General features: G+C 43.5%; 18 protein-coding genes. 12 read left to right on the top strand and 6 right to left on the bottom strand.

Annotated elements, in window-relative coordinates:
- Positions 1-67 precede the first annotated feature (67 nt).
- From EHV08_RS01710 to EHV08_RS01700, 3 genes are all read left to right on the top strand, one after another.
- On the top strand, positions 68-766 hold the full coding sequence (locus EHV08_RS01710) for a tetratricopeptide repeat protein (protein WP_126677707.1): 699 nt from the start codon (positions 68-70) through the stop codon (positions 764-766).
- A gap of 1 nt (position 767) precedes the next feature.
- On the top strand, positions 768-1,244 hold the full coding sequence (gene ribH, locus EHV08_RS01705) for a 6,7-dimethyl-8-ribityllumazine synthase (protein WP_126677706.1): 477 nt from the start codon (positions 768-770) through the stop codon (positions 1,242-1,244).
- A gap of 247 nt (positions 1,245-1,491) precedes the next feature.
- Positions 1,492-2,058 carry a hypothetical protein gene (locus EHV08_RS01700; protein ID WP_126677705.1) on the top strand — a complete coding sequence of 189 codons (567 nt, stop codon included), beginning with the start codon at positions 1,492-1,494 and terminating at the stop codon, positions 2,056-2,058.
- A 139-nt stretch (positions 2,059-2,197) separates the two neighbouring features.
- On the opposite strand, the gene EHV08_RS01695 is transcribed toward EHV08_RS01700, so the two are convergent.
- The 3 genes from EHV08_RS01695 to EHV08_RS01685 all read right to left on the bottom strand — a co-directional run bounded on the left by EHV08_RS01695 (position 2,198) and on the right by EHV08_RS01685 (position 3,963).
- A complete protein-coding gene (locus EHV08_RS01695; protein WP_238987987.1) occupies positions 2,198-2,677 on the bottom strand; it encodes a DUF4293 domain-containing protein in 480 nt (159 codons plus the stop codon).
- Positions 2,643-2,993 (bottom strand): DNA-directed RNA polymerase subunit omega, encoded by a 351-nt coding sequence (locus tag EHV08_RS01690; RefSeq protein ID WP_126677704.1) that lies wholly within the window; start codon positions 2,991-2,993, stop codon positions 2,643-2,645. Before EHV08_RS01690 ends, EHV08_RS01695 begins: the two co-directional genes overlap by 35 nt.
- A gap of 121 nt (positions 2,994-3,114) precedes the next feature.
- Complete coding sequence (locus EHV08_RS01685) at positions 3,115-3,963, bottom strand: outer membrane protein assembly factor BamD (protein ID WP_126677703.1); 849 nt, start codon at positions 3,961-3,963, stop codon at positions 3,115-3,117.
- 247 nt (positions 3,964-4,210) lie between these two features.
- Here EHV08_RS01685 and EHV08_RS01680 point away from each other — a divergent pair, with 247 nt between their 5' ends.
- The 4 genes from EHV08_RS01680 (at position 4,211) to EHV08_RS01665 (ending at position 11,654) form a co-directional block, all read left to right on the top strand.
- Positions 4,211-6,670 (top strand): TonB-dependent receptor domain-containing protein, encoded by a 2,460-nt coding sequence (locus EHV08_RS01680; protein WP_126677702.1) that lies wholly within the window; start codon positions 4,211-4,213, stop codon positions 6,668-6,670.
- 211 nt (positions 6,671-6,881) lie between these two features.
- Positions 6,882-8,921 carry an excinuclease ABC subunit UvrB gene (gene uvrB / locus EHV08_RS01675; RefSeq protein WP_126677701.1) on the top strand — a complete coding sequence of 680 codons (2,040 nt, stop codon included), beginning with the start codon at positions 6,882-6,884 and terminating at the stop codon, positions 8,919-8,921.
- Between the two features lie 144 nt (positions 8,922-9,065).
- On the top strand, positions 9,066-9,320 hold the full coding sequence (locus EHV08_RS01670) for a hypothetical protein (protein ID WP_126677700.1): 255 nt from the start codon (positions 9,066-9,068) through the stop codon (positions 9,318-9,320).
- Positions 9,321-11,654 (top strand): putative porin, encoded by a 2,334-nt coding sequence (locus EHV08_RS01665; RefSeq protein WP_126677699.1) that lies wholly within the window; start codon positions 9,321-9,323, stop codon positions 11,652-11,654.
- Here the strand turns inward: EHV08_RS01665 and menA are convergent.
- Complete coding sequence (gene menA, locus EHV08_RS01660; protein ID WP_126677698.1) at positions 11,651-12,553, bottom strand: 1,4-dihydroxy-2-naphthoate octaprenyltransferase; 903 nt, start codon at positions 12,551-12,553, stop codon at positions 11,651-11,653. The genes EHV08_RS01665 and menA overlap by 4 nt on opposite strands.
- A gap of 101 nt (positions 12,554-12,654) precedes the next feature.
- On the opposite strand from menA, the gene EHV08_RS01655 reads away from it, so the two are divergent.
- Both EHV08_RS01655 and EHV08_RS01650 read left to right on the top strand, forming a co-directional pair.
- Positions 12,655-13,296 carry an HD domain-containing protein gene (locus EHV08_RS01655; protein ID WP_126677697.1) on the top strand — a complete coding sequence of 214 codons (642 nt, stop codon included), beginning with the start codon at positions 12,655-12,657 and terminating at the stop codon, positions 13,294-13,296.
- Positions 13,297-13,371: 75 nt separating this feature from the next.
- Positions 13,372-14,013: a DUF4923 family protein gene (locus EHV08_RS01650; protein ID WP_126677696.1), complete on the top strand. Its 642-nt coding sequence runs from the start codon at positions 13,372-13,374 to the stop codon at positions 14,011-14,013.
- Between the two features lie 240 nt (positions 14,014-14,253).
- Here the strand turns inward: EHV08_RS01650 and EHV08_RS01645 are convergent, their stop codons facing one another.
- Positions 14,254-16,332: a hypothetical protein gene (locus tag EHV08_RS01645; protein WP_238987986.1), complete on the bottom strand. Its 2,079-nt coding sequence runs from the start codon at positions 16,330-16,332 to the stop codon at positions 14,254-14,256.
- A 495-nt stretch (positions 16,333-16,827) separates the two neighbouring features.
- On the opposite strand from EHV08_RS01645, the gene EHV08_RS01640 reads away from it, so the two are divergent.
- The 3 genes from EHV08_RS01640 to EHV08_RS01630 are packed head-to-tail and all read left to right on the top strand — an operon-like array spanning position 16,828 to position 23,864.
- Positions 16,828-20,130 carry a CARDB domain-containing protein gene (locus EHV08_RS01640; RefSeq protein WP_126677694.1) on the top strand — a complete coding sequence of 1,101 codons (3,303 nt, stop codon included), beginning with the start codon at positions 16,828-16,830 and terminating at the stop codon, positions 20,128-20,130.
- A 3-nt stretch (positions 20,131-20,133) separates the two neighbouring features.
- On the top strand, positions 20,134-22,065 hold the full coding sequence (locus EHV08_RS01635) for an Omp28-related outer membrane protein (protein WP_126677693.1): 1,932 nt from the start codon (positions 20,134-20,136) through the stop codon (positions 22,063-22,065).
- 14 nt (positions 22,066-22,079) lie between these two features.
- Complete coding sequence (locus EHV08_RS01630) at positions 22,080-23,864, top strand: Omp28-related outer membrane protein (RefSeq protein WP_126677692.1); 1,785 nt, start codon at positions 22,080-22,082, stop codon at positions 23,862-23,864.
- 157 nt (positions 23,865-24,021) lie between these two features.
- On the opposite strand, the gene EHV08_RS11390 is transcribed toward EHV08_RS01630, so the two are convergent.
- Positions 24,022-24,177: a hypothetical protein gene (locus EHV08_RS11390; protein ID WP_158676033.1), complete on the bottom strand. Its 156-nt coding sequence runs from the start codon at positions 24,175-24,177 to the stop codon at positions 24,022-24,024.
- Between the last annotated feature and the right edge of the window lie 44 nt (positions 24,178-24,221).

The following is a 24,221-nucleotide window of genomic DNA, read 5'->3' as shown; positions in this document are numbered from 1 at the left end:
AGTATGTTAGATAAAATCACTAAATTTGCAACCCGAATTATGTTCGATTAAACAAAACAAAATTATAATGGCAAAAAAAGATGTTATGAAGAGCGTTGAAACAGATGACGCTCTCAACAAGAAAGAGGCATTGTTCATTCAGTATCGCAAGCCTATTCTTATCGCTATCGCAGCCATATTAGTGGTTGTGTTAGGTTTCTTCCTTTTCAAGAATTTCTATCTTGAACCACGTTCTCAGAAAGCAAGCACTGAACTTGCAAAGGGTCAGCAGTATCTCGATGCAGAGCAGTACGACAAGGCTCTCAACGGCGATAAGGCATCTTTCGCAGGGTTCTTGAAGATTGCAGACGAGTACAGTAACACTGACGCCGGAAACCTTGCAAACCTATATGCCGGAATATGCTATGCTCAACAGAAGAAATGGAATGAGGCTTTGAAGAGTTTCGAGGCATATTCTACAGCCGGCGATGCACTCGTTTCACCTGCCGCAGTGAACGCTTTGGCAGCAGCATACGCCAACACCAACCAGTTGGATAAGGCTGTCGATACTTACAAAAAGGCTGCCGACATGGCAGACAGTCGTGCTGAGGACGGAGTAAACAACTCTCTCTCACCGCAGTTCCTGCTCTATGCTGCAGACATTCTTACCCAGCAAGGCAAGAAAGATGAGGCGTTGAAGATTTATCAAGACATAAAGAAGAAGTATGTAAACTCAATGACTTATCAGGAAATTGACAAGTACATCGAGCGTGCATCAGTGAAATAATATGGCAACAGCACTTCACAACCTCTCAAACTACGACCCGAACAAAGTGCCCGATGCATCGAACATGTGTTTCGGTATCGTGGTTTCGGAATGGAATCCGGAGATAACGAGGGCACTGCTTGACGGCGCAGTAGGCACATTGGAAAAGCATGGAGCATTGCCGGAGAACATCCATATAAAGACAGTGCCAGGTAGTTTCGAACTCGTATATGGTGCTCATCAAATGACACTGAACGATGGTTACGATGCAATTATTATTCTCGGAAGCGTTATTCGTGGAGAGACACCGCATTTCGACTACATCTGTCAAGGTGTAACACAAGGCATAGCACAACTTAATGCAACAAGTCAGATACCGGTAATCTACGGACTTCTTACTACCAATGACCTCCGGCAGGCTCAAGACCGCGCAGGAGGCAGACTTGGAAACAAAGGAAATGAATGTGCTGTTGTTGCAATAAAAATGGCAAAGTTCTAACGAAACTATCACTCTCACAGAGTGAATAAACAGAAACGAGTAGTGACAACACCTCGCTCTTTATTACAAAGAAAGGTGTCTTCCCTACTCGTTTCTGTTTTATAATTCCCAAAGTAAAACAATTGCGCTTGCCCATTGCAATTGCACTTTTATGTTAAACGTTCTAAACAAAACGCACGACAAACATTATTTTTATCTACATTTGCAATCGGTTTAATATTTTAAATACTATAAAACGAGAATCATTATGAAGAAAGTATTGTTTATGGCAGTTGCTGCTGCCGCAATTTCATTCGCAAGTTGCACATCAAACACAAACAAGGGTGAGGCCAATGTTGCAGACTCGATCAACACTCCCACAGTTGAAAATGCAAAAGAAGACGTAACAACAGAACTGCAATCCAAACTCGAAGCAAAGGATGCAGAAGGCATGCTGAATGTTCTTAAGACAATCAACGAGAAAATAAAAACTCTGCAAGAAGAAGGAAAACTTGAAGAAGCAAAGAATTTGCTTATACAGGCACAGGACTTCCTTATCAACAATTCGGAAAAAGTTAATAGCGTAATCGGTGATAACGAAACCTTGAACAAAATGATTGAAGCAGTAAATGGTATTCCTGTTGAGGCTTTAGGCGCAAGCACAGAGGCATTGAAAGACACTAAAGAGGGAATTAAAGATGCCAAAGAAAGAATTAAAGACGCAGCAAACTCGGTAGAGAAAAAGACCGAAGAGGCCACAGACAAGGCAAAGAAGGAGGCCGATAAGAAAGCGAAAGAGGCTCTCGGCAAGGCTGCTAAAGGTCTGGGAATATAATCAAAACCTACTTATAAATAATATAAAGAAACAGAAAAGAAAGGTGAGAACACCTCTATTTGTCATCAAGACAAAAGTGTTCTCACCTTTCTTTTCTGTTTCTATATTATTGCCTTTTTCTCCTTATCTTACCTGGAAATCATCTTATCCTGTCTGCTGCACGCACCATAGCCTCATCAGCGAGAATACTACGGCGAGCAAAAATCAGAAGAACCACGTTGATAAATGGCAATGCTGCCACAAGAGAAGGAATGAACGTAGCATTTTCTACAAGCGGAACGGCAAAACCGTACACCACATATGCGGGATACCACGCAAACATAAGGAGCATTGACATCAGACACAAACGACTCTGAAATACGCGATTCTTATATGCGAATATTGTCGTCACAGTCAACGCACCGGAAAACAGTAGCACCACAAACATAGGCCATACCGAAAAATTATACGTTCCGTCAGACAGTTTCACCCATAGGTTGAACATCACAGATGATGCTTCCATACTCGCCGGCAAGTACATTCCAACCGGCATACAAAGACATACGATGGTGAGGACGAATGCCAGCAATAGGAATATGGTCTGTTTACGCTGGAGCATTATCGTCTTGATTTTGCGCATCCTTGTTCAGGTCGCGCCATACAACATTACCATCAACAAACTCCTGTGTCGCAAGCAAAGTAGATTTAGGAAGTTTTTCATAATAGCGTGAGATTTCTATCTGCTCACGATTCTCGAACACTTCCTCCAGACTATCATTGTATGAAGCAAACTCTGCCAACTTCTTGCTCAGATCTTGCTTTATCTCTGCGGAGATTTGATTTGCCCTTTTCGAAATTATTGCCACACTCTCATATATGTTATCTGTGTTATCACAAAGATCCATAATGTTACGTGTGACAGTGTTTACCGGTGCTTTTGACTTTTTGTAATCCATTTCTTTATCTTAATTTTATTATTATTTCATTTTTCATTACCCGTCCCCGTTCCGTTCATTATTCAAAAAGTTCGAGAAAATATATTCTTTTAAAATAAAAGAGGCGCGAAAAGTGCAGTCGTTACTCAACCTCAACTTTACTCTCTCCTGTGCCGGTGAATTTCTTACATATCTCTATATATTTCTCCGCAGTGGCACGTTCCTTTGAGTCGGGATATTCATTGATGAATCCATAGCACTCGTCTTCTGCATCGCGGAATCTATCAAGTTTCTTCGCATCAACACTTCGCTCTGCGAGTTCGAACTTACTTTTCATTATCAGTGTTGCAAATTTCTCACGCTCTTGACAGAAAGGATAGTCCTTCAAAGCGTTCTCTGCCGTTATAACACACGCCTCATAGTTGCTTCCTCCACTAAGACAGTTGCCGAAATAAGGGCCGAGATTATAGTAAAGTTGCGACGCGGCAAGTTCTTTCTGCACCAACTTGTCTTGCAGTTCCATCAACTTGCGCTGTGCTTCTTCTCTCCTTGCGGCATTCGGGAAGAGGTCGAGGTATTCCTGATATGCCGTTATCGCCGTATAAGTCGGGGTTTGGTCAAGGCGAGGTTCGGGCGTACTCATATACAGACTCTCACCGATATAGAATGCTGCCATTTCCGCATACACTCCTCTCGGATAGGCTTCAAAATACTTTTTGAAGTATTCCGCAGCCGTCTGATAGTCTTTCGACATATACTCTGCCATCGCCAGCATATAGAGACACTCCTCACCATTGTCCGTTCCCTTCTCAATAGTGACAAGTTCTTGTAGAAGTGTTACGGCACGGATATATTTACCCATCGCGAAACATTCCTTCGCATATTCGTACTTGTAATCTACATTGCTTGACTTATAAACTTTATTGAATTCGGCAGCACAACCGCTGAGCAACAAGACTGCAACTAAAGCCGAGAGAATGGTCTTCTTCATTATTTGGAAATTTAGGTGCAAAATTACACATATTTCTATTAACTGCAAAGCACACAATGCTTTTTTTCGTTAAAAGACACAAAGATTTTAAACACTAAGACAGATTTTGGGGACATAAAGATACACCTTTTTTGTCTAAAATGTGGCTTTGTGTAAAATCAGAATATGAATAAAAAGGGGGAATAATCGTTTGCGGTTTACAGGAATATTATTATCTTTGCATAATTAAAATTATTATTTAAAGACAATGAATAAATTAAGAATTTGTATTTTAACGGTATTGTCAATAATTACATTATCAATAAACGCACAGACAACAATAGTAACGGGATTGCTTAAAGACTCTACGCTCAACGAACCGGAGGCATACGCCACGGTAAGGGTTTACGATAAAGGCGATGCAAGTTCCGCCATTGCAATGTTCCTCACGAAAGATGACGGTTCGTTCTGCCATCAGATTACGGGCAAAGGAATATACAAGTTTGTTTTCAGTAGCGTTGGAAAGGAAGACCTACAGATTAATGTGGAGTTAGGAAATCACACCACAACTAATCTCGGAACACTATACATAAAAGAATCGACACACGCCCTGCAAGGTGTTGAAATAGTTGCACAGAAGCCTTTGGTAAAAATGGAGGTTGACAGAATGATATACAACGTTGCCGAAGATGCCGACTCTAAGACTGCAACGGTGCTCGACATGCTGCGCAAAGTGCCTATGGTGAACGTTGACGGACAGGACAACATCACTGTCAACGGCTCTTCCTCTTTCAAAGTTCTTGTCGATGGCAAGCCCAACGTGATGTTCTCTTCCAACCCATCAATGGTGTTCAAAAGTATGCCGGCCGTAGCAGTGAAGAACATAGAAGTGATAACCAACCCCGGAGCGAAATATGACGCGGAAGGAGTGGGCGGTGTTCTCAACATCGTAACGAACAAAATCGGTTCGCAGGCAGCACAGAGCATGGACGGAATAATGGGAACGGTGAGTGCCGGGGTGGGCATAAAAAACGCGATGGCAGCGGTTTTCCTCAGCGGTCAGACCGGCAAGTTCTCGTTCAACACAAACGTTTTCTACAGCCAGTCTTTCCCAATGGAAACTGAAGTCATGACTGAGCAGAAAAGCAATGCAGGCATAATCTCAAGCATATCAAACTCAAAAACGCGCGTTCCGTTCACAATGGCAAACGTAAGTATGGGTTACGAAATCAACCCGATGAGTTCTCTCAGCGCAACATTCGGCATGACCGATTACACAATGAAGAATCATGGCCAACCATCTACAATCATGTCCGGTGCTAAATATGGCAACAAATTCGCCTATTCTTACGACATGGAAATGGTAAACCGATACACTTCTCTTACCGGAAGCATTGATTACCGCCACTTTTTCAACGCAGAGAAAACCCGGTCAATTACGCTGACATACCAGATAACAAATAGTCCGATAAAAAATAAGTTGTATAACGATTTCCATGAAGCCTCTACGACATTCATAGACCTCACCGACCGCTATTCCGATGGTAGGAACAAGACAATGGAACATATTTTCCAAGCAGACTATTCAATGCCTCTTGCAACCGGACACAACCTCGACCTCGGAGCGAAAATACAATTGCACAACGCCACATCAGACTCGAAATACTATCTCAACAACATCTATAACAAGGAATTGAGCATGGAATATTCCTACAAAAACCGAGTATTGGCGGGATATACGGAGTATAACGGGAAATGGAAAAAAATCGGAACGAAAGCCGGATTACGCTACGAGAAGACATGGCAAGACGTGGAGTTTAAATTGGGTAACGGCAAAAATTTCTCAATAAACTATGGCAGTATCGTGCCGACGGCATCACTCTCCTACTCACCCACACCCACAAGCAATATCGGACTGACTTACAGCATGCGCATTTCGCGACCGGGTATAACCTATCTTAACCCATACGTGAATCACCCCGACCCATATTCCGTAACCTATGGAAACAGCGAACTCGACATAGAAAAGTCGCACAACATCTCATTGGTGTTAAACACTTTCTCATCACGATTCATGATGAATGCCACATTGCACTACAACTATACCGGCAACGGAATAGGAGAATACCGTTTCTATCGCGATAATATTCTGCACACCACCTATGGCAATATCATGCAGCGCAAACAAGTTGGACTTAACATATATGCCAACTGGCTCATGGCAAAGAACACAAGACTTTTCTTTAACGGTGGTGTCAATTATACCGATATGCAAAGCAACGAAATGGCAATGAGCAACAGGGGCTGGCACTTCAACGGCATGACCGGTATTCAGCAAACACTGCCGTGGAATGTGCAGTTGGGCGTTTATCTCATAAACTCATCAAAGACCCATACCATACAGGGATGGACTACCGGATATAACATCGTATCGGCAAATATCTCAAAGGCGTTCCTGAAAGACAAACTGAACATAGGCATACAGGCTGCGACAGGTCTCGCGAAAGGTGGCATCATAAAAATGGACACATACAGTAAAGGTCATGACTTCGAGAGAACACAGAACATACATATACCTATCAGAAACATATCACTCAATGTTTCTTACACATTCGGTAAGAATAACGGACAGCAGATGAATCAACGTCAATCGAAAATACAGAACGACTATATACAGCAAAAGTCACAGAGCGAGACGATTAACAACATCGGAGGCATGAACAAGTGATTGTAGATAGAGTGTGTTTAGCCTTTCTTTTCTTGCCGTTATTCTGTAAGTAAGAGAGTAAAACGGGCGAATTTGCAAAGTAATTTGGGCGAAATTGGTTTGCAGTTTCGCCCAAATTGCTTACCAAAACAGGCGAATTTGGTCGGCATAACATTAGAAATTACGGAGTGAAAGATTTGCTATAATGGAGAATTATGAGTAATTTTGCAATATGGATTTCAAACTGACATCGCAATATGAGCCGACAGGCGACCAACCGGAGGCTATAAACCAGTTGGCCGCGGGAGTGGAACGCGGAGAGAAGGCACAAGTGTTGCTCGGCGTTACAGGGTCGGGCAAGACGTTTACCGTGGCGAATGTCATAGCAAAAGTGCAGCGACCTACGCTGATACTGAGCCATAACAAGACGTTGGCGGCACAGTTGTACCAAGAGATGAAGAACTTCTTCCCGGAGAATGCTGTGGAATATTATGTCAGTTACTACGACTATTACCAACCGGAGGCTTATCTGCCACACACCGATACATATATCGAGAAAGACCTTGCCATAAACGAGGAGATTGACCGCCTGCGCCTTTCTGCCGTATCATCGCTGCTTTCCGGCAGAAAAGACGTTGTCGTGGTATCGTCGGTGTCGTGCATATACGGTATGGGAGGACCTGTTGCAATGGCAAACAGCGTCATAACGATAATGAAAGGACAGCGGCTCGACCGCAACATTTTCCTCCGGCAACTGGTGAATGCACTATACGTGAGGAACGATATAGAACTGAAACGCGGAAACTTCAGGGTGAAGGGTGACACGGTGGACGTGTTCATGGCTTACAGTGACAATGTGCTGCGCGTATCGTGGTGGGACGATGAGATTGACAGCATTGAGGAACTCGACTCTGTGACCTATCACAGTATGGCGCGATTCGACGAATACCAGATTTATCCCGCCAATCTTTTCGTAACGTCCAAAGAGCAGACCGCATCGGCAATACGCATGATACAGGACGATCTCATGGAACGGATAGAGTTTTTCACAGAACTCGGCGACTCGCTGAAAGCACAGCGAATAAAGGAGCGTGTGGAGTATGACATGGAGATGATAAAGGAACTCGGCCATTGCTCCGGCATAGAAAACTACAGCCGTTACTTCGATGGCAGACAGGCAGGGGAACGCCCTTATTGCCTGTTCGACTTCTTTCCGGAAAACTATCTGCTCGTGATTGACGAGAGCCATGTCAGTGTTCCGCAGATAAGTGCCATGTATGGAGGCGACCGCGCACGAAAGACCAACCTCGTGGAATATGGCTTCCGCCTGCCGGCAGCATTCGATAACCGCCCTCTAAAATTTGAGGAGTTTCAGAAAATGGCAAAACAAGTGATTTACGTTTCTGCCACACCGGCAGACTATGAACTGAATGAGGCAGAGGGTGTCGTTGTGGAACAGGTGATACGTCCCACCGGACTGCTCGACCCGGAGATTGAAGTGAGACCGAGCGAGAACCAGATTGACGACCTGCTGAACGAAATTGTGGAACGCAGCGAACGCAACGAACGCGTGCTTGTCACTACCCTTACGAAACGCATGGCGGAAGAACTTACAGAGTATTTGCTCAACAATGGCGTGCGGGCGAACTACATACACAGTGACGTGGCGACACTCGACCGCGTGAAGATAATGACCGACCTGCGACAGGGTGTGTTCGATGTGCTGGTGGGAGTGAACCTGCTGCGCGAGGGACTCGACCTTCCGGAGGTGTCACTCGTTGCCATTCTCGATGCAGATAAGGAGGGTTTTCTACGCTCTCACCGTTCGTTGACACAGACTGCCGGACGCGCGGCACGCAACGTTAACGGTAAGGTGATAATGTATGCCGACACCATAACGCGAAGCATGCAGCAGACTATCGACGAAACACTGCGCCGTCGAACAAAGCAGTTGAAATACAACGAAGAGCATGGCATTACACCAAGGCAGATAGTAAAGTCTGTGGACAGAAACTCACTCGTGAGAAATGGTGGCGAAGAAGTAATCAAACCTGTAAAGGAAAAGGCATATAAGCCATACATAGAGATGGACGGAATGGACATGGTTGCCGACCCGATAATGCAGAAGATGAGTCGAGAACAGATAGAGAAGAGCATCGAAAACACTACTTCATTGATGAAAAAGGCAGCAAAGGAACTCGATTTCTTACAGGCTGCGCAGTATCGCGATGAGATAATAAGGCTGAGAGGGATGCTGAGCGGTGAAGGTTGAGCGTTGAGAGTTGAGGGTTGAGCGATGAATGATATTACAAAAAATACGTAAAAAAACAATCAAAAGGACAGATAACCGACATTATTTGTTACCTTTGTCGGGAAATATAATGCCGGAGCAATAATATTTAAAAATAAAACAGACATGGATAATTACGAAGATATAACAAACAACGAACAGGAGGGACTGGCACAACGCCCCGACCACCGCATACATCGCAAGGAGAAAGACCCTAACAGATATTTCGTACTGCGCAACTGGCTGAACACGTTTTTCATTCTCGGAGCCATTGTAGGTATGTGTATCTATTTCTTCGGCGACCGTGATACGGGAACCTATATCGTGCTTGGCTCTATGGTTCTGAAGTTTGTTGAATGTATTTTCCGCGTGATGAAATAAATGAAGAGAACTCTTTTTCTTATCTCAATGCTCATGGTCATGACAACAACTGTCATGGCACAAATAGATTTCTCGTCAATAAACGAAGACGGGGAGATAATGACACCGGCAAAAAGGAAGAACAAGAGCGACTCGCTCGGCACCAAACACAAGGAAATTCCGAAAGGACTGAAGGTGTGGACTATCGATGAACGTTTCGGCGACAGACTGATGTCGCTGCCCGACACGATGCCGCACATGTATATGAACTCCATTTTCAATACCGGACTGCGTGGCGAATACAACAGTCTTGGCAACCTCGGAGCACCACGACAGAATCGTATCTTTGCCGACCGCAACGAACAAGAGCAGTTCATATTCATGCAGCCATACGACTATTTCTTCATACGTCCATCGCAGTTCCACTTCACAAGCACTCTTTCTCCGATAACAAACGTGTCGTTCAACACGGCTGGCGACCGTACCGATGGCGAGGAACACCTGAAGATTTTGTTTGCAGTGAACGCGGGAAAAAAACTCGGAGTGGGCTTCAAGTTCGACTATCTTTACGGCAGAGGATATTATCAGAACCAAAGTGCGAGCCATTTCAACTACTCAATGTACGGATCATATCTCGGAGAACAATACCAAGCACATATTCTCTTATCGACAAACCACGAGAAAGTAACGGAAAACGGAGGTATCACAGACGACAGATACATCACACATCCGGAGATATTCGATGACAATTTCAGTACTAACGAGATTCCTACGGTACTCTCCAAAAACTGGAATCGCAACGACAACCAGCACGTTTTCCTCTCCCACCGCTACAACATCGGCTTCAACCGTAAGGTGCCCATGACCAAAGAGGAAATAGAAGCGAAGAAATTTGCTATCGCTTCAAAGAAAGAAAACGAGGCAGAGAAAGCCAAAGAAGAGGAAAAGAGAAAGGCAAAGCGAGACGGACGCGACTTCGACGAGGATGCCTACGACAAAAAAGAAACATTCGCAGGGAGACCGGACGACGCAAAGATTGCAGGCAACCAGCCTACAGACAGCATGACGGTCGCCGACTCGGGACGCATCACCATAACAGGAAAGGAAATGGCTGACAGTCTGATTGCTGCCGAGTCAAAAGCGAAAGAGGGCACGGAGTGGATGAAGAATGAGTATGTACCTGTGACCGGTTTCATACATACCTTGAAACTGGATAATTACAGACGCATATTCCAAGCATACGAAACGCCGGAAAACTATTATGCTAACGATTATTACAAAGGTTTATTCGCCAATGGTGATTCGATATACGACAAAACAAATCACTACGAACTGAAGAATACTTTCGCAATAGCACTACTCGAAGGGTTCAACAAATGGGCAAAAGCAGGACTGAAAGTATTCGCCACATCAGACCTTCGCCATTTCGTTTTGCCGGATAACACCGGAGGTACAACAGCCTATAACGAGCACACATTAAGCATCGGAGGACAGTTGAACAAGACTTCGGGACAGACATTCCATTACGATGTGACGGCAGAGACATGGCTCGTGGGCGAGGATGCGGGGCAACTTAAACTCAATGCCACCGCCGATATAAACTTCGCTTTCCTCGGCGACACTGTCGGTTTGGCTGCTAACGCATACATACACAGACTCAACCCGACATTCTACTACCGTCACTACCATTCCAGACATCACCGTTGGGACAACGATGATATGTCTAAAGAAATAAGAACACGCATCGAGGGACGCTTCACTCTAAAAAAAAAACGCACCATGTTGCGCATTGCAGCCGAGACATTGAAGAACCATACCTATTTCGGACAGCAATACACCATCACCGACAAGTATCTGCGCACGGGCAACAACATTACGGTGAGACAACATGCAGGGAACATCAGCCTGCTCACTGCACAACTATCGCAAGACTTCAACATCGGTCCTCTCAACTGGGAGACAGTGCTCACCTATCAGAAGTCAAGCAACAAGGACGTGATTCCGGTGCCCGCGCTGAACGTATATACAAATCTCTATCTGAATTTCATGATTGCCCGCGTTCTGCGTTGCGACCTCGGAGCCGACATAAGATACTTCACAAAGTATTATGCTCCCGACTATTCACCCTCACTGGGTCAGTTCACGATTCAAGAAACAGGCAATCAGCGAGTGCAGATAGGTAACTATCCGATAGTCAATATCTATGCCAACATGCACTTGAAGCATACAAGATTTTTCGTGATGATGAGCCATGTGAATGCCGGTTCGGGAAACCGCAACTACTTCTTCACACCACACTATCCGCTCAACGAACGTGTATTGCGATTCGGTGTATCGTGGAATTTCTTCAATTAAGAAAGAAGAATACCCAACGAAACAAGCATTCCATAAACGAACATATTGCGAGCCGTTTCTCCGAGAACCGAGTTAAGAGCCTTCCCCGACCCTATCTTCACCATGTTACTGTATGTAAAGTAATGCAAAAGCAGGTAAGGTAGTGGCACGATGGCGGCAAGCAAATAACCTCCGACGATATAAAATCCCCCAATCAGGAATGCGATGAAACCGAGAAACAGATAAAAAGTCCTACTCTTGGCGGCTCCCATACGCACACAGATGGTCATCTTGCCTGCACGCCGGTCGTTCTCAATGTCACGATAATTGTTCACCACGAGCAACGTGTCTATCACAAGACCGCACGCAAGCGATGCCATTGCAGCCTGAACAGTCAGCGTATGAGTCTCAATATAATAAGGAATACAAACCGGAACGAAACCAAAGAACACCACCACCAGCACATCTCCCATTCCGACATAACTCAAATGAGTGGTGTAGAGAAAGCAGAAAACAACGCATAATATGCCGATGAGTATCATCTCAAGTCCTCCGAAGAATATCAAAGGGAGTCCTGTGAGGCATGCCAAGGCCGTTGTCACGGCTATTGCGACCCTCATTGCACCACCGCTTATCCACCCCTGCGAGCATGCCCGCTTAGGTCCGAGCCGTGTCTCGTCATCATTACCACGCACGAAATCAAAGTAGTCGTTAATGAAATTGGCATCAATCTGCATAACAAAAGCAAAAAGCACACACAGCAAGGCAGGCAGCCAATCGAACGTACCGGCAGAACGCAGGTCGGTATATGCAAGCGAGAGTCCTATCATCACCGGCACCGCAGCCCCGGCAAGGGTCTTGGGACGTGCGGCAAGAAGCCATGCACGCACTGAATTTTTCTTTATATTGCTGTCTTTCATACTTGGGTATTAAATCCGAAAAGATAACATTCTCTATATAAATATTTGCAAAATTAAAAACAAATATATATATTTGCAAAATAATTCGGACTTTTTTCATTATGAACAATAACGTCAGCCTTGACCTGATGGAGTTTATCGAAAAGAACATTCTGCCACGGTATGCCACGTTTGACAAAGCGCATAACATGGAACATGTGACAAACATAGTCAGGCGTTCACTCGAAATAGCACGCAAAATGGGAGCCGACATTGACATGGCGTACACCATAGCAGCCTACCATGATCTCGGACTTGAAGGACCACGAGCGATACACCACATCACGGGAGGCAAGATTCTCGCGGCAGACGCACGTCTGAAGAAATGGTTCTCGGCCGATAAAATCAAGATAATGAAAGAGGCGGTGGAGGATCATCGCGCCTCGGCAAGCCACGCCCCGCGCAGCATCTACGGAAAGATTGTTGCCGAAGCAGACCGCGACCTAACACCGGAAACAGTATTCAGACGAACAATACAGTTCGGCATTTCAAACTATCCGGAACTCGAAAAAGACGGGCAATGGAACCGATTTTGCGAACATCTTGAGAACAAGTATTCTCAGAACGGATACATAAAATTATGGATTCCCGGCTCGCCAAACGAGAAAAATTTGAAAGGAATAAGAACGCTTATCGAAAACAAGACCATGCTTCGAGAGGTCTTCGAGAGGATATATTCCGAAGAAAAGGAACTAACAAGATAACTCACTATAAAATTTTACAATACAGAAATTTTAGTTATTAAATCAATTCATTAATTATTTTAAAAAGTTACAGCTATGAAAAAGAAAGGTGTTTATTTGTTCTCTGCAGCCGTTTTGCTTAGTAGTTGCGGATTAGGGGGCAAGGATTTGGCAAATATCACAAACGCAGACGGTGCCATTGGCAGCATTATCAATGCGGCAACCGACACTGAGACAATAACAAACATTATCTACAACGTGATTGGTGCGTCGAAAATAACCGAGGAAGAACTGTTAGGCACATGGCGATACGAGTCGCCGGGATGCGCATTCACAAGCAGCAAACTACTCGCACAGGCCGGAGGTGAAGTCGCTGCAAAGAGCATTGAGAACGAGTTGGAGAAGACTTTCTCAAAGGTTGGGATAAATAGTTACAACACATCGTTCTCATTCAGGAAGGACAAATCATTCAGTGCGAAAATTGCAGGGCTGCCACTTGAAGGCACTTACACCTACAATCCTGAAGACGGTTCAATCGTTTTCAATAGCATGTTATTCTCAGCAAAAGGCTATGTGGTACGCAACGCGCAAGGCATCAGCCTGGTTTTCGATTCAAAAAAACTGCTTGACGTTCTGCAAATCATCTCCTTGAAGAGCGGCAACAGCGCAATATCATCATTAGGAGACTTAGGAAAATACATATCAAGCGTGCGTATGGGATTCGATTTGATGAGATAAAAACAAAACAAGATATTACAGTTCGCTAAACAAGATATTCCTCCAAACAACTCTTGGCATTCAAGTGGGTTGTATGGAGGAATATCTTGTTTAGCGAACAATAATACTAAAGAATAGTGTAAAAAGTCAGAGCCATCTGCAAAATCGGTTGATTTTGCAGATGGCTCATTATGATTTCCGCCGGTAGCGAAGTACTTCTTTACCTTTTGTACACTGTCGCGTACCGGGAAAACATTCAAATTACATAGTCAATTTGATTGACTGTTTACCCACTTTTACAATATATGCGCCATGAGCAGGTACCGGTATTGTAATGGTTGAGGACTTACTGTTGTCAGAATAAACGATGCTTCCGTTGGTTTGATAAATGACAACCGACTCGTTGCGAGGATTGTTGATAACAATGTTATCGCCTGCGAACTTAACCGTTGCACCGGAGAATCCAACCTTTGACGACTCGATTCCCAATGTTGGATTGTATGTTCCGACACCTACATATTCCAGAGTAGAGAAATCACTTTCTATGCGTGATACGCTTTGCTGGTCTTGAGCCTTTACTCTTACAGACTGTACGCGGTGGTAGATGTCTTTGGTGTCAGCCTTTTGCGGAATGATTACTTCAACCTCTCTCTTGTCTAACCATCTTCCGTAGAAGAACGGATCGTTGAATGTTTCACCCGTCTTGTAGTCTTGGTCGATTTTCAGACTGGCAAGATAGAGGTTTGACGGGAACGATACGGCATAAAATCCTATTATAGAGCGCTCAGTACCCTTTGTCAGTTGACAGTTGAAGTCCTGCCATACATTCGTCACGTTGCCGGGATATACCAACTCAGACTGTACATAGTTGCCATATTCTGCATCATAGGTGAAGAGAGCTATTGCACACTGTGCATATCCCTTGTGTTCCACATTGTTGACATCCCAATAAGTTCCTTCTTCTGCACTAGCTCTAAGAGAAATGTTGATTTTTCCTCCATTCTTTGACAAATCCATCTCCGGTGAAATCATACCTGCGTCACGATGGTTGTATATGTAGTGGAATGCGTCGAATGTCAATGCATCTTTATATACCGCATAGTTCTTCATAATCCATCCTGCCTGCGAAAGTCCATCTACAGTGCCTTCGTCATATACATGAGTGTCGGGATTGGTGGTTGAGAATTCTACTTCTTTACCATTGTTATATTTCAAACCTACGAGATTAAGGTCGGATATGTTGAAAGTTCCATTTTGTTCTGCCTTACGTTGATAGTAACTGATATAGTTGAAACGTTCGGCTGCCGGAACACTGTCCCACTCGGCTGTGTATTTTCCGTCATTTATTTGACCTACAGGCTTCAGGAATGGTGCAGCCACGTCCTTTATCTCCATTTCTGCAGATGGGAAAGAAACGTGTCCGCCTTTCTTTGAACTCACGGTATAGTAATATATATCGCCCGAATGTGCACCCGTCACGGTTTTCACAGTGTCAGTACAAACAACATTCTCCATCAATTTATTGACAATGTCACCCTGTTCGTCTTTCTGGTAAACATTGAGGATGTAGGAATCTGCCTCAGGCACCTTGCTCCATTTCAGGTCGAACTGTGCGGTATAGTCATCATTTCCCATGTAATTGAAATGCTTCATTGGTGTCGGTGTACCTGTATATTGGTTTATCTGGTAAACTTTCACGTCATCGACAAGGATGGATGCGTCCATCGCCACAATATTAAACAACGTGTAACCACCGCCGCCATAGAACATGTATTCGAATGTTTGCCACTCGGATGTGATTTCCGGCAACATTGTGTTACCAAGAAAAGACCACGAAGGAGCCATATTGTAAGTTTCCGCAGCCTCAAGTAGGACGTATTTTGCTGTCGGTTTACCTTCCTGCACACGTGCCTTGAACGATATGAAGCTGATGCCCTGATATTGTCCCACGTTAAGCATCGGAGTGTTCAACTGTCCCTGTGTGTTCTTTCCGTCTGCTTGAAGGAACAGTGTGCCACCTGCTGAATATGCATTATGCGAGCCCCAGCCCGGCATGTGCGTGAAATCGTTAAGCATATTAATCCAGGCATTGTCATCATTCTTGTAGTTGATAACTGTTTCGAAGTCAGGATTATCCGGTGTTCCCGTAGTGAACTTGGAAAAGTCCTCCGTGACAACCACGACCTCTGTGCCATAATCGAAAGGATTGACAGCCTTCTTGAAACGTGGTGAGTTCTTTACCGTCTGCTTAATACCAGCAGGTTTTTGATTGATTGTCCTGTCACATGACTGTGCTCCGACAGGCAACAGCGAGATGCTGAATGCACCTGCCAAAATCATTTTTCTTGTAAAATTACGCATAAGATTTAAAGTTTGATCTTTGATAAAAGTTAATTATAATATAAACATTCATGCTTCTACCGAAATGCCCCGATGTTTCCGTATAAGCCTCGCCATGGTAAAATGAAGTACCATGAATCAGAGCCTATTTATCAACATTAAAGGTACTTTCTTGTATTTTTCGCTGCAAAGATACATTTTTTTTTGAAAAAAGCAATCAAATATAAAAAAAAAAATATATCTTTGCAGCGAATTAACTATTATCAGTACCTGATATAATAAAAAAATGTGTGTTTTAACATGGTCAATGATACTTACTACATACAAGTACCATTATTGAAAAACGAGAAGGACAGACTAAGGGTTTACCTTATATATAATAATATAATAGGTAACACTTATCCGTACCTTTGCGACACTGACAATATTAACATTAAAATATCTTGAGATACTAAGAATCTAATTCTTTAATTTAAAAACCTAATAAAAATAACAATGAAACATTTCTATCTGACAAGCCTTGTGCTTGCACTAATGTCCGTATTACCGGCTTCCGGGCAGGTAAATGCGAAAGAGTTCCCCTTATCATCTTGGGGCGAATCAATTTTAAAATCTGCTCCGCAGATACCATATCGTACTCCACAGGCGATTGATGACAAGACTAAAGGAGTTACAATGTATGTCGGACAGTTTAAAAGTGAGAATAAAAAACGCAGATGGGTAAAATTCAGAACAGGCAATGCGTCTGACCTGATAACCATAAAGAACTTCACCCCCGCAAACGACCAGACTCAGCAACACGGTCTTTTATGCGGTGCTTACGACGGCAAAGACTATTATGCTATTTTTAACGAGTCTTTCACATACAGTATCTTCCCTGTTGCTTTTGCCAAGATGAACGTGGCGAATGGTGATACGACAAATATTTACAAATTCTCAGATGCCGAGAAGCAATACTGGTATAGCGGGCATGATGTATATACTATGGCATACGACAATAAAACAAAGAGCATTTATGCCTTAGGTAAAGATTATGAGACACAAACCATCAATGGCGAAGAAGTGACAGTTGGCTTTTCGGTACTTTTTACCATAAATAAGAATACCGGTAAGTTCAACAAAGTAAAAATAATGGACAGGGTCTATTATAATTTATGCTTCGACTATAACGGCGATTGCTATATGGTACGCCCGAAAGCAAAAAGCGAGGACGACCCAACTACAGTTGGAACGGAACTCGTGAAATTCGACAGCGATTTCAACATATCCGGCGCACCCATTGAGTGCAAGAGCGAATGGGGAGAATCATTCCTTATGTATTATTTCGGAACTATGAGTTTCAACCATACTACCGGAGATCTTTACTGGATACCGGTTGGTCGCTATGGAGCAACAACCATCTACACAGTAAATACAGAGACCGGTATATATACTCCAAAGTCATGGTTCCATCAGGGCAACTCATTTGTAGGACTATGTATTCCTTATATGACAGCCGAAAATGCCAAAGCACCGGCACAGGTTTCCAATATAGATGCACAAGCCGATATAAGCGGTCTCATGGTTGACACCATCAAATGGACTAACCCGACCAAGGCATGGGATAGAACTCCTCTCACGGAAATGAAAGAAGTGCTCATTTATCGTAAGAAGCAGAACATTGCTACAACCGAACTGACACCGACAGAAACTTTTCTCTCGGCAACCAATGCCGACCTCTTGGCCACAATACCGGCTCTTAACAAAATGGGAGAAGCCATGCAGTGGGTTGACAACAATCCTAATGAAGGCATAAACACCTACTATGTAGTGGCATCAAACGCAAATGGTGAAAAAGGTGTACCCGACAGCATCCGCTGCTATATGGGTCTTGATGTTCCCGGGGCTGTACAAAACATTCAGATTAAAAAGAAAGGAACAGGCATAGAACTGTCATGGGAAACTCCAACCAAGGGACTTAACAATGGCTATATCAAAGAGGCGGAACTTACATATACCTTGACAAGGCTTCCGGACAACGTGGTTGTTGCTACAGACTTAAACGCTACTACCTATACAGACAACACTTTGGGCGATCAGCAGAAATACTCTTATAAAATCCAAGCAAAGAACTCGGTAGGAGAAGGTGAAATAGCAGAATCGGAAGGTATCATGGCAGGTAGTGCCTTGACTACACCAATCAATCTGAGATTTGATAATCAGGATGATGCCAATCGTTGGTATTCTCCGACCAACCATCCTATATATTTCTACTATTGCGGAGGTTATGACGAAGATTCGAAATGTATGATAGGTTACAGCAACTATCAGGAAGCAGATGGCTTCCTCACTTCACCTCCTCTTAAACTTGAAGCAGGCAAGACTTATCGTATAACTACAGATTTCTATGTACACCAGAGGGATACGGAATTCGACCTGAAAATCTCTGTCGGCAAGAATGGCGAAGATCTTACCGATGCAACTGTAATAAAGGAAGAGAAAAACCTTTTATATCCTGAGATGTACCACCGCGTGGTGTACGAGGACATGTTCACGGCTCCTACTACCGATACTTATTATTACGGATTGCAGGTTGCTACACACAAAGCATATAACAATTTCAGACTTTACGGGCTGAATGTTGACTATGTAGCCGAAAACGACCTGAAGGCATTCTCTATTGATAATATAAAGGAAGCCGTTGTGGCGTATGATAATAAGTGCACGGTAAAGGTGCGCAATGTGGGATCCAAGACCCAAAGTAAGTACGGTATAAAGATATATTGCAACGACGAAGGTACACATACACTCGTTGGCGAGACAAAGGAAGTTCCAGAATTGAAATCCGGCGAAACAGCAGATGTTCAGGTGAAATTCAATCCTACAAAGGACGGTCTGTTCGATTTCTACGGTGTGGTGGAACTTGAAGGCGATCAAGATAACAGCAATGACACAACCGCTGTTGCTCATATCTATGTGGCTCCGGAAGGAACCACTCCATGGACAAATGTTGTTACCAGCGGCAAGGACGAGGGTCAAGACACTCACGGTCCGTCTATGAACTGCGACAAATACGAGCGTACACAAAGTGTTTACTATGCATCCGAAATAAATGCAGAAAAAGGTTGTGAAATCAAACGCCTTGGCTATGTCTATACACCTAACAGCAACCTTACCGACAGGACAGATCCGTTTGATGTGAAGATTTACCTCGCACATACCGACCTTACCAAGTTCACTGATTTGTACGACTGGTTGGATGAAGAAAAACTTACACTTGTATATGACGGAACATTCACTCTTGAGCCGGGTACGGAGAACGTCCTTTCGTTCAATCTTCAGACACCGTTTGAGTATGACAACACGAAGAATCTGATAGTAGTGTTCGATAAGACCGGTGCCGTTCCTTCCGAACTCGCTTTCTGTGCACTCTACAAAGTGTTCAATTCATGGGGTAGCACCTCGAATATCAACCGCTCGCTGGAATACGGAGGAAATGCTCCTTTCTCTCAATTTGGTTCCCAGACATACCAGTCTGCTCCTGTTCTGTATCTCGGTATTCAGAACAAGACAACGGGCATAACAAACAATGTCTATGTTGCAGGAAAGAACTTCTCTTTCGATTCCAACACCGGAATAATAACTTTCAATGAAGATATTAAGAACGCAGACATATACACTGCAGATGGCAAGTTGATAAAGAAGATTAACGCAGAAGTCAGCAGAACAACAAAACTTAACATGCCTGCCGGACTATATATCGTAAAGACTATTGCCGATAATGGTATCGTAACAAGCGTAAAACTTAATGTAAAATAAAAAATGAACTGTATCAGAAAATTCATATTTCTGTTATCACTTACAAGTCTCCCCGTTATAGGGGGAGACTTGTTTGCTCAAACAGGAAACAAAGAAATCTTCAGCCTGTCGCCGGTATCTGTTTCCGGACAGGAAAGTAATATGCAGACAGACGCAAACTCGAATATGCGTCTGGGGTATTGCACCACGGAATATAGTGTAGGTCTGATTGCTCAAATCTCCGGCTCACATTCCTACCACGCTGCCGTTCAATTCCCCAAGGAAATACTTAATAAGTATATAGGCAACAAAATAGATTCCATAGAATTTGCCATTAAACCCAAACGCGGAAATATGGCAGAAATATTCGTATGTACCAACTTGAAAGACATGGTAGGAACAACGCTCACAAAAGGTGTGTCTTTCAACTATCAGGAGGGATGGAACAAGATTAAGTTCAACACCCCGGTTACTATCAAGAAAGACATGAACCTTTATATTGGTTATGTCCTACATTTGAACGACGGAGAAGATTATGACTGCCTCTTGTTCGACAAGGGTGCATATTCTGTACCGGGGAAAAACTGGTACGGATATGACGGACAATGGTTCAACAACACGGCCGGCATCAATAAGAACATTTGTATCCGCGCCGTCATTTCCGGAAACAAAGTTCCGGATAACGACATCTCGCTTATGAAGCTTTCTCAGGCAGATGGAGGACAATATGTAGAGCAGAATAAGCCGAAACGTTATACTGCATATATACAGAACAATGGAAAAAAACATGTAAACTCCATTTCTGTGGTGGTATCGTCAAAGGGTGTGAACACTGCCGAGTTTATGATTGACGGCTTAGATGTACCGAACAACGAACCGCAGAAAATCGATTTAGACAATATATCTATCCCTGTTGAAGGAAACTATACTGCAACATTCACCATTACCAAAGTGAACGGTGTAACAGACCCGGATGATTCGGATAATATGGCGGAAGACAAGGGCTTCTCTATCAAGGAAGGAACAGGTCCGGTTGAACGAACAGTACTCTTCGAGGAGTTCACTTCCGAAGGCTTTGATGGATGTGCCAAGGCAGACAGTGTATATAGCAAGGCTCTTGAAAATCGTAATGACATAATCAGGGTTAAGCATCACCGGAACTACCAATCTCACAATGACCAGTTCGTCATTCCGGAGGATGCCGACTATACAGAATTGTACGGAAACTCCAAGACCTTTGTTCCGGCTGTATGCGTAGATCGTCTAATCGTAAGCGGATTAGAAGATCCGGGACCTGCTTATTTCATTGACGAAGAGCAGATGTTAAACCAATTCTTTAATCTTGCCAAAGGAATTTATTCATTCGTAACATTAGGTGTAGAACCAACTATTACAGATAACAATCTTGAAGTGAAAATAAACGGACATGCCGGAACAAACGAGATGCCACTCCAGACAGACCTTCGACTGGTTACATGGCTCGTAGAGGACGGCATTGTAAGCACGCAGCAGGCCGGCAAAGATCGTTTCATACAGAACGGTGTATTGAGAAAGGTTCTTAGCAACAGTGCATGGGGCGATGCTTTAGACATTTCCGGTTATGATTTCGAAAAGACTTACTCTGTGGCTCTGAAGCCGGAATGGAATGTTAATAACCTGCGTGTTGTATCTTTCGTAGGCAACTACGACCCAAGTTCAGCAAATCGCATCGTATATAACACTGCTCAAACTCTTTGCAAAGCTCCTACCGGAATAACACACACAGGTGCAAATAACGACAACTACATTTATATAATCGGTAATAGCCTCTTCGCTGCCGATGGCTATAAACTCGCAGGAACTTACGATTTGTCAGGAAGAAGCGTTCCTGCCGACAACCTCTCTCAAGGCATCTACGTCGTGAAAGTGACTGATGGCAATAGAGTATTCACTCAAAAAATATGTATCAAAAAATAGAAGAGTAAGAAAATATGAAGAAAAAATATATATTCTTTACATTGCTTCTATGCATTTTAACGGTTCAGGTGAAGGCTGTACCAACTCATTGTTTCTGGGGATATTGCAACAGCAAGGTAACCGGAGAGTTCGGCTCCAAGAAAAATGCAAAGGGGGCAATTTATATTCCGGCAGGTGTATCACAACTCTATAAGGGAAAGACCATTTCAACAGTCAAAATAGGATTGGCTGCCATGGCAAAATCTGTGAATGTTTTCATCACCAAAGACCTTAACGGCGAAAGTATAGTGACCAAAAAAGCCGGAATGCTCTACAAAGGATGGAACGAAGTGAAATTAAGTTCAGACTACACCATTGATGGTGAACCGTTTTACATCGGATATAGTTACGAAGGCGATAACATGTCTATGGGACGTTCGGAAATGTACTCCGAAAATGGTTGCTGGGCTGACCTCGGTGACGGATGGAACAACTATGCTACCGATAAAGCATATAACGCACTCGCACTTACAATTCAAGCGAAGATTTCGGGCGAAGACATGCCTAAAGACCTATGGCTTTATACCAATAGAGACATCATAGTAAAAAAAGGCGAACCATGCAAACTTGTCTTTGGCATAATGAACATGAGTTCTCGAATTGCACGAAATCTTAAGGTTGGCTACAGCATTGATGGCGCAGAGGAAAACATGGCCGAGTTTGAAACAGCAATGGGCTCAAATATAGAGAAGGAGTTCTACATAGAACATCCCGGTTTCAGTGAAAAAGGAATACACACCGTGAAGTTCCGATTGGCCGAAGTTGATGGAAAACCTGATGACTACATTGACAACAACACCGATAGTTCTCGCGTAAAGGTTATGGATGCCGTACCATGCCAGCGCATGGTCGTGGAGGAAGGAACAGGCACATGGTGTGGTTATTGTCCGAAAGGAATCGTCGCATTTGCAGAAATGTCGAAAAAATATCCCGACACATTCATCGGCATAGCAGTACACAAAGGTGACAAAATGGAAACAAGTTCTTACTCGGAAATGACATTCTCGGCATATCCACAATGCTACATCAACCGCGATCTTGAGCATCCTACCCCGCCGGAGTCTTCCTCATTGGAGGCTACCCATAACCAGATTGTAGCCAACGCGCCCACTGTGGGAGTGGAAGTGAAAGCAAACTTTTCTGACGCATCAAGGAAAAAAATCAATGCGAAGGCTATTGCAACATTCCTCACAGAACAGACCGGACTGGATCACAAATTTTCATTCGTGTTGTTAGAAAACGGAATAACCGGATACTATCAGGCCAACAATTTCAGCGGTGGTGGATTAGGTCAGATGGGAGGGTTTGAGAACCTACCTTCTTATGCCAGCATCGACATGAACCATGTGGCTCGGATGAACTACAACTACTACGGCATTAAAGGAAGCATACCTACCAACGTTGAGGCAGAACAAATAGTGGAATATGACGCAGAACTTGATGTGCCCGGCAACATCCAGCATACAGACAGCCTGCACCTTGTAGTATTGCTTATCAACAGCAAAGGGAAAATAGAGAATGCTGCTCAGGTGAAAGTCGCCCCGGAGATTGGAGCATCAATTTCCGACAACCGCAACAATATTATGCCCGAGTTCACTTTTGCCGGCGGACGTGTAAATGTCAATGGATTCAATGGCAAGGTGCTTATTTACGACACCTATGGCATGGAAATTCCTAACAACAATATTCCTGACGGACTATACATCATAAAATTCATAGACGGAGAGAAATCATTCATCAGGAAAGTGATGTTAAAGTAAGACAAAATAATACGACGCTGAAAGAATAATGACAATTAGGAAAAACAATCTATTCTCTAAAATTGTGTGAAAGATAGTACATTTCCTATTATAATTCAAAAGAGGGTGTGTCAAAAAAACAGACACATCCTCTTTTCTTATTTCACGTAAAACTATTTCAGTTGACAAAATAAACGTAATAAATCACACCGAGAATCACGGCAATAACAACCGTAATAACAGTTTTCAGCAAACAACTCGCAATCTTCTTCATCAAGAAAAATGCCGCTACCAGCACCACTATACCGAAAATATAATATAACAAATCGCCCATAATCATTATTTTATTGAATATTCATTGTCTTAAACCCACGCCTT

It is taken from the genome of Prevotella koreensis (assembly GCF_003977605.1).
In the GTDB taxonomy this organism is placed as follows: domain Bacteria; phylum Bacteroidota; class Bacteroidia; order Bacteroidales; family Bacteroidaceae; genus Prevotella; species Prevotella koreensis.
This window is presented reverse-complemented; position numbering and strand designations above follow the sequence as displayed.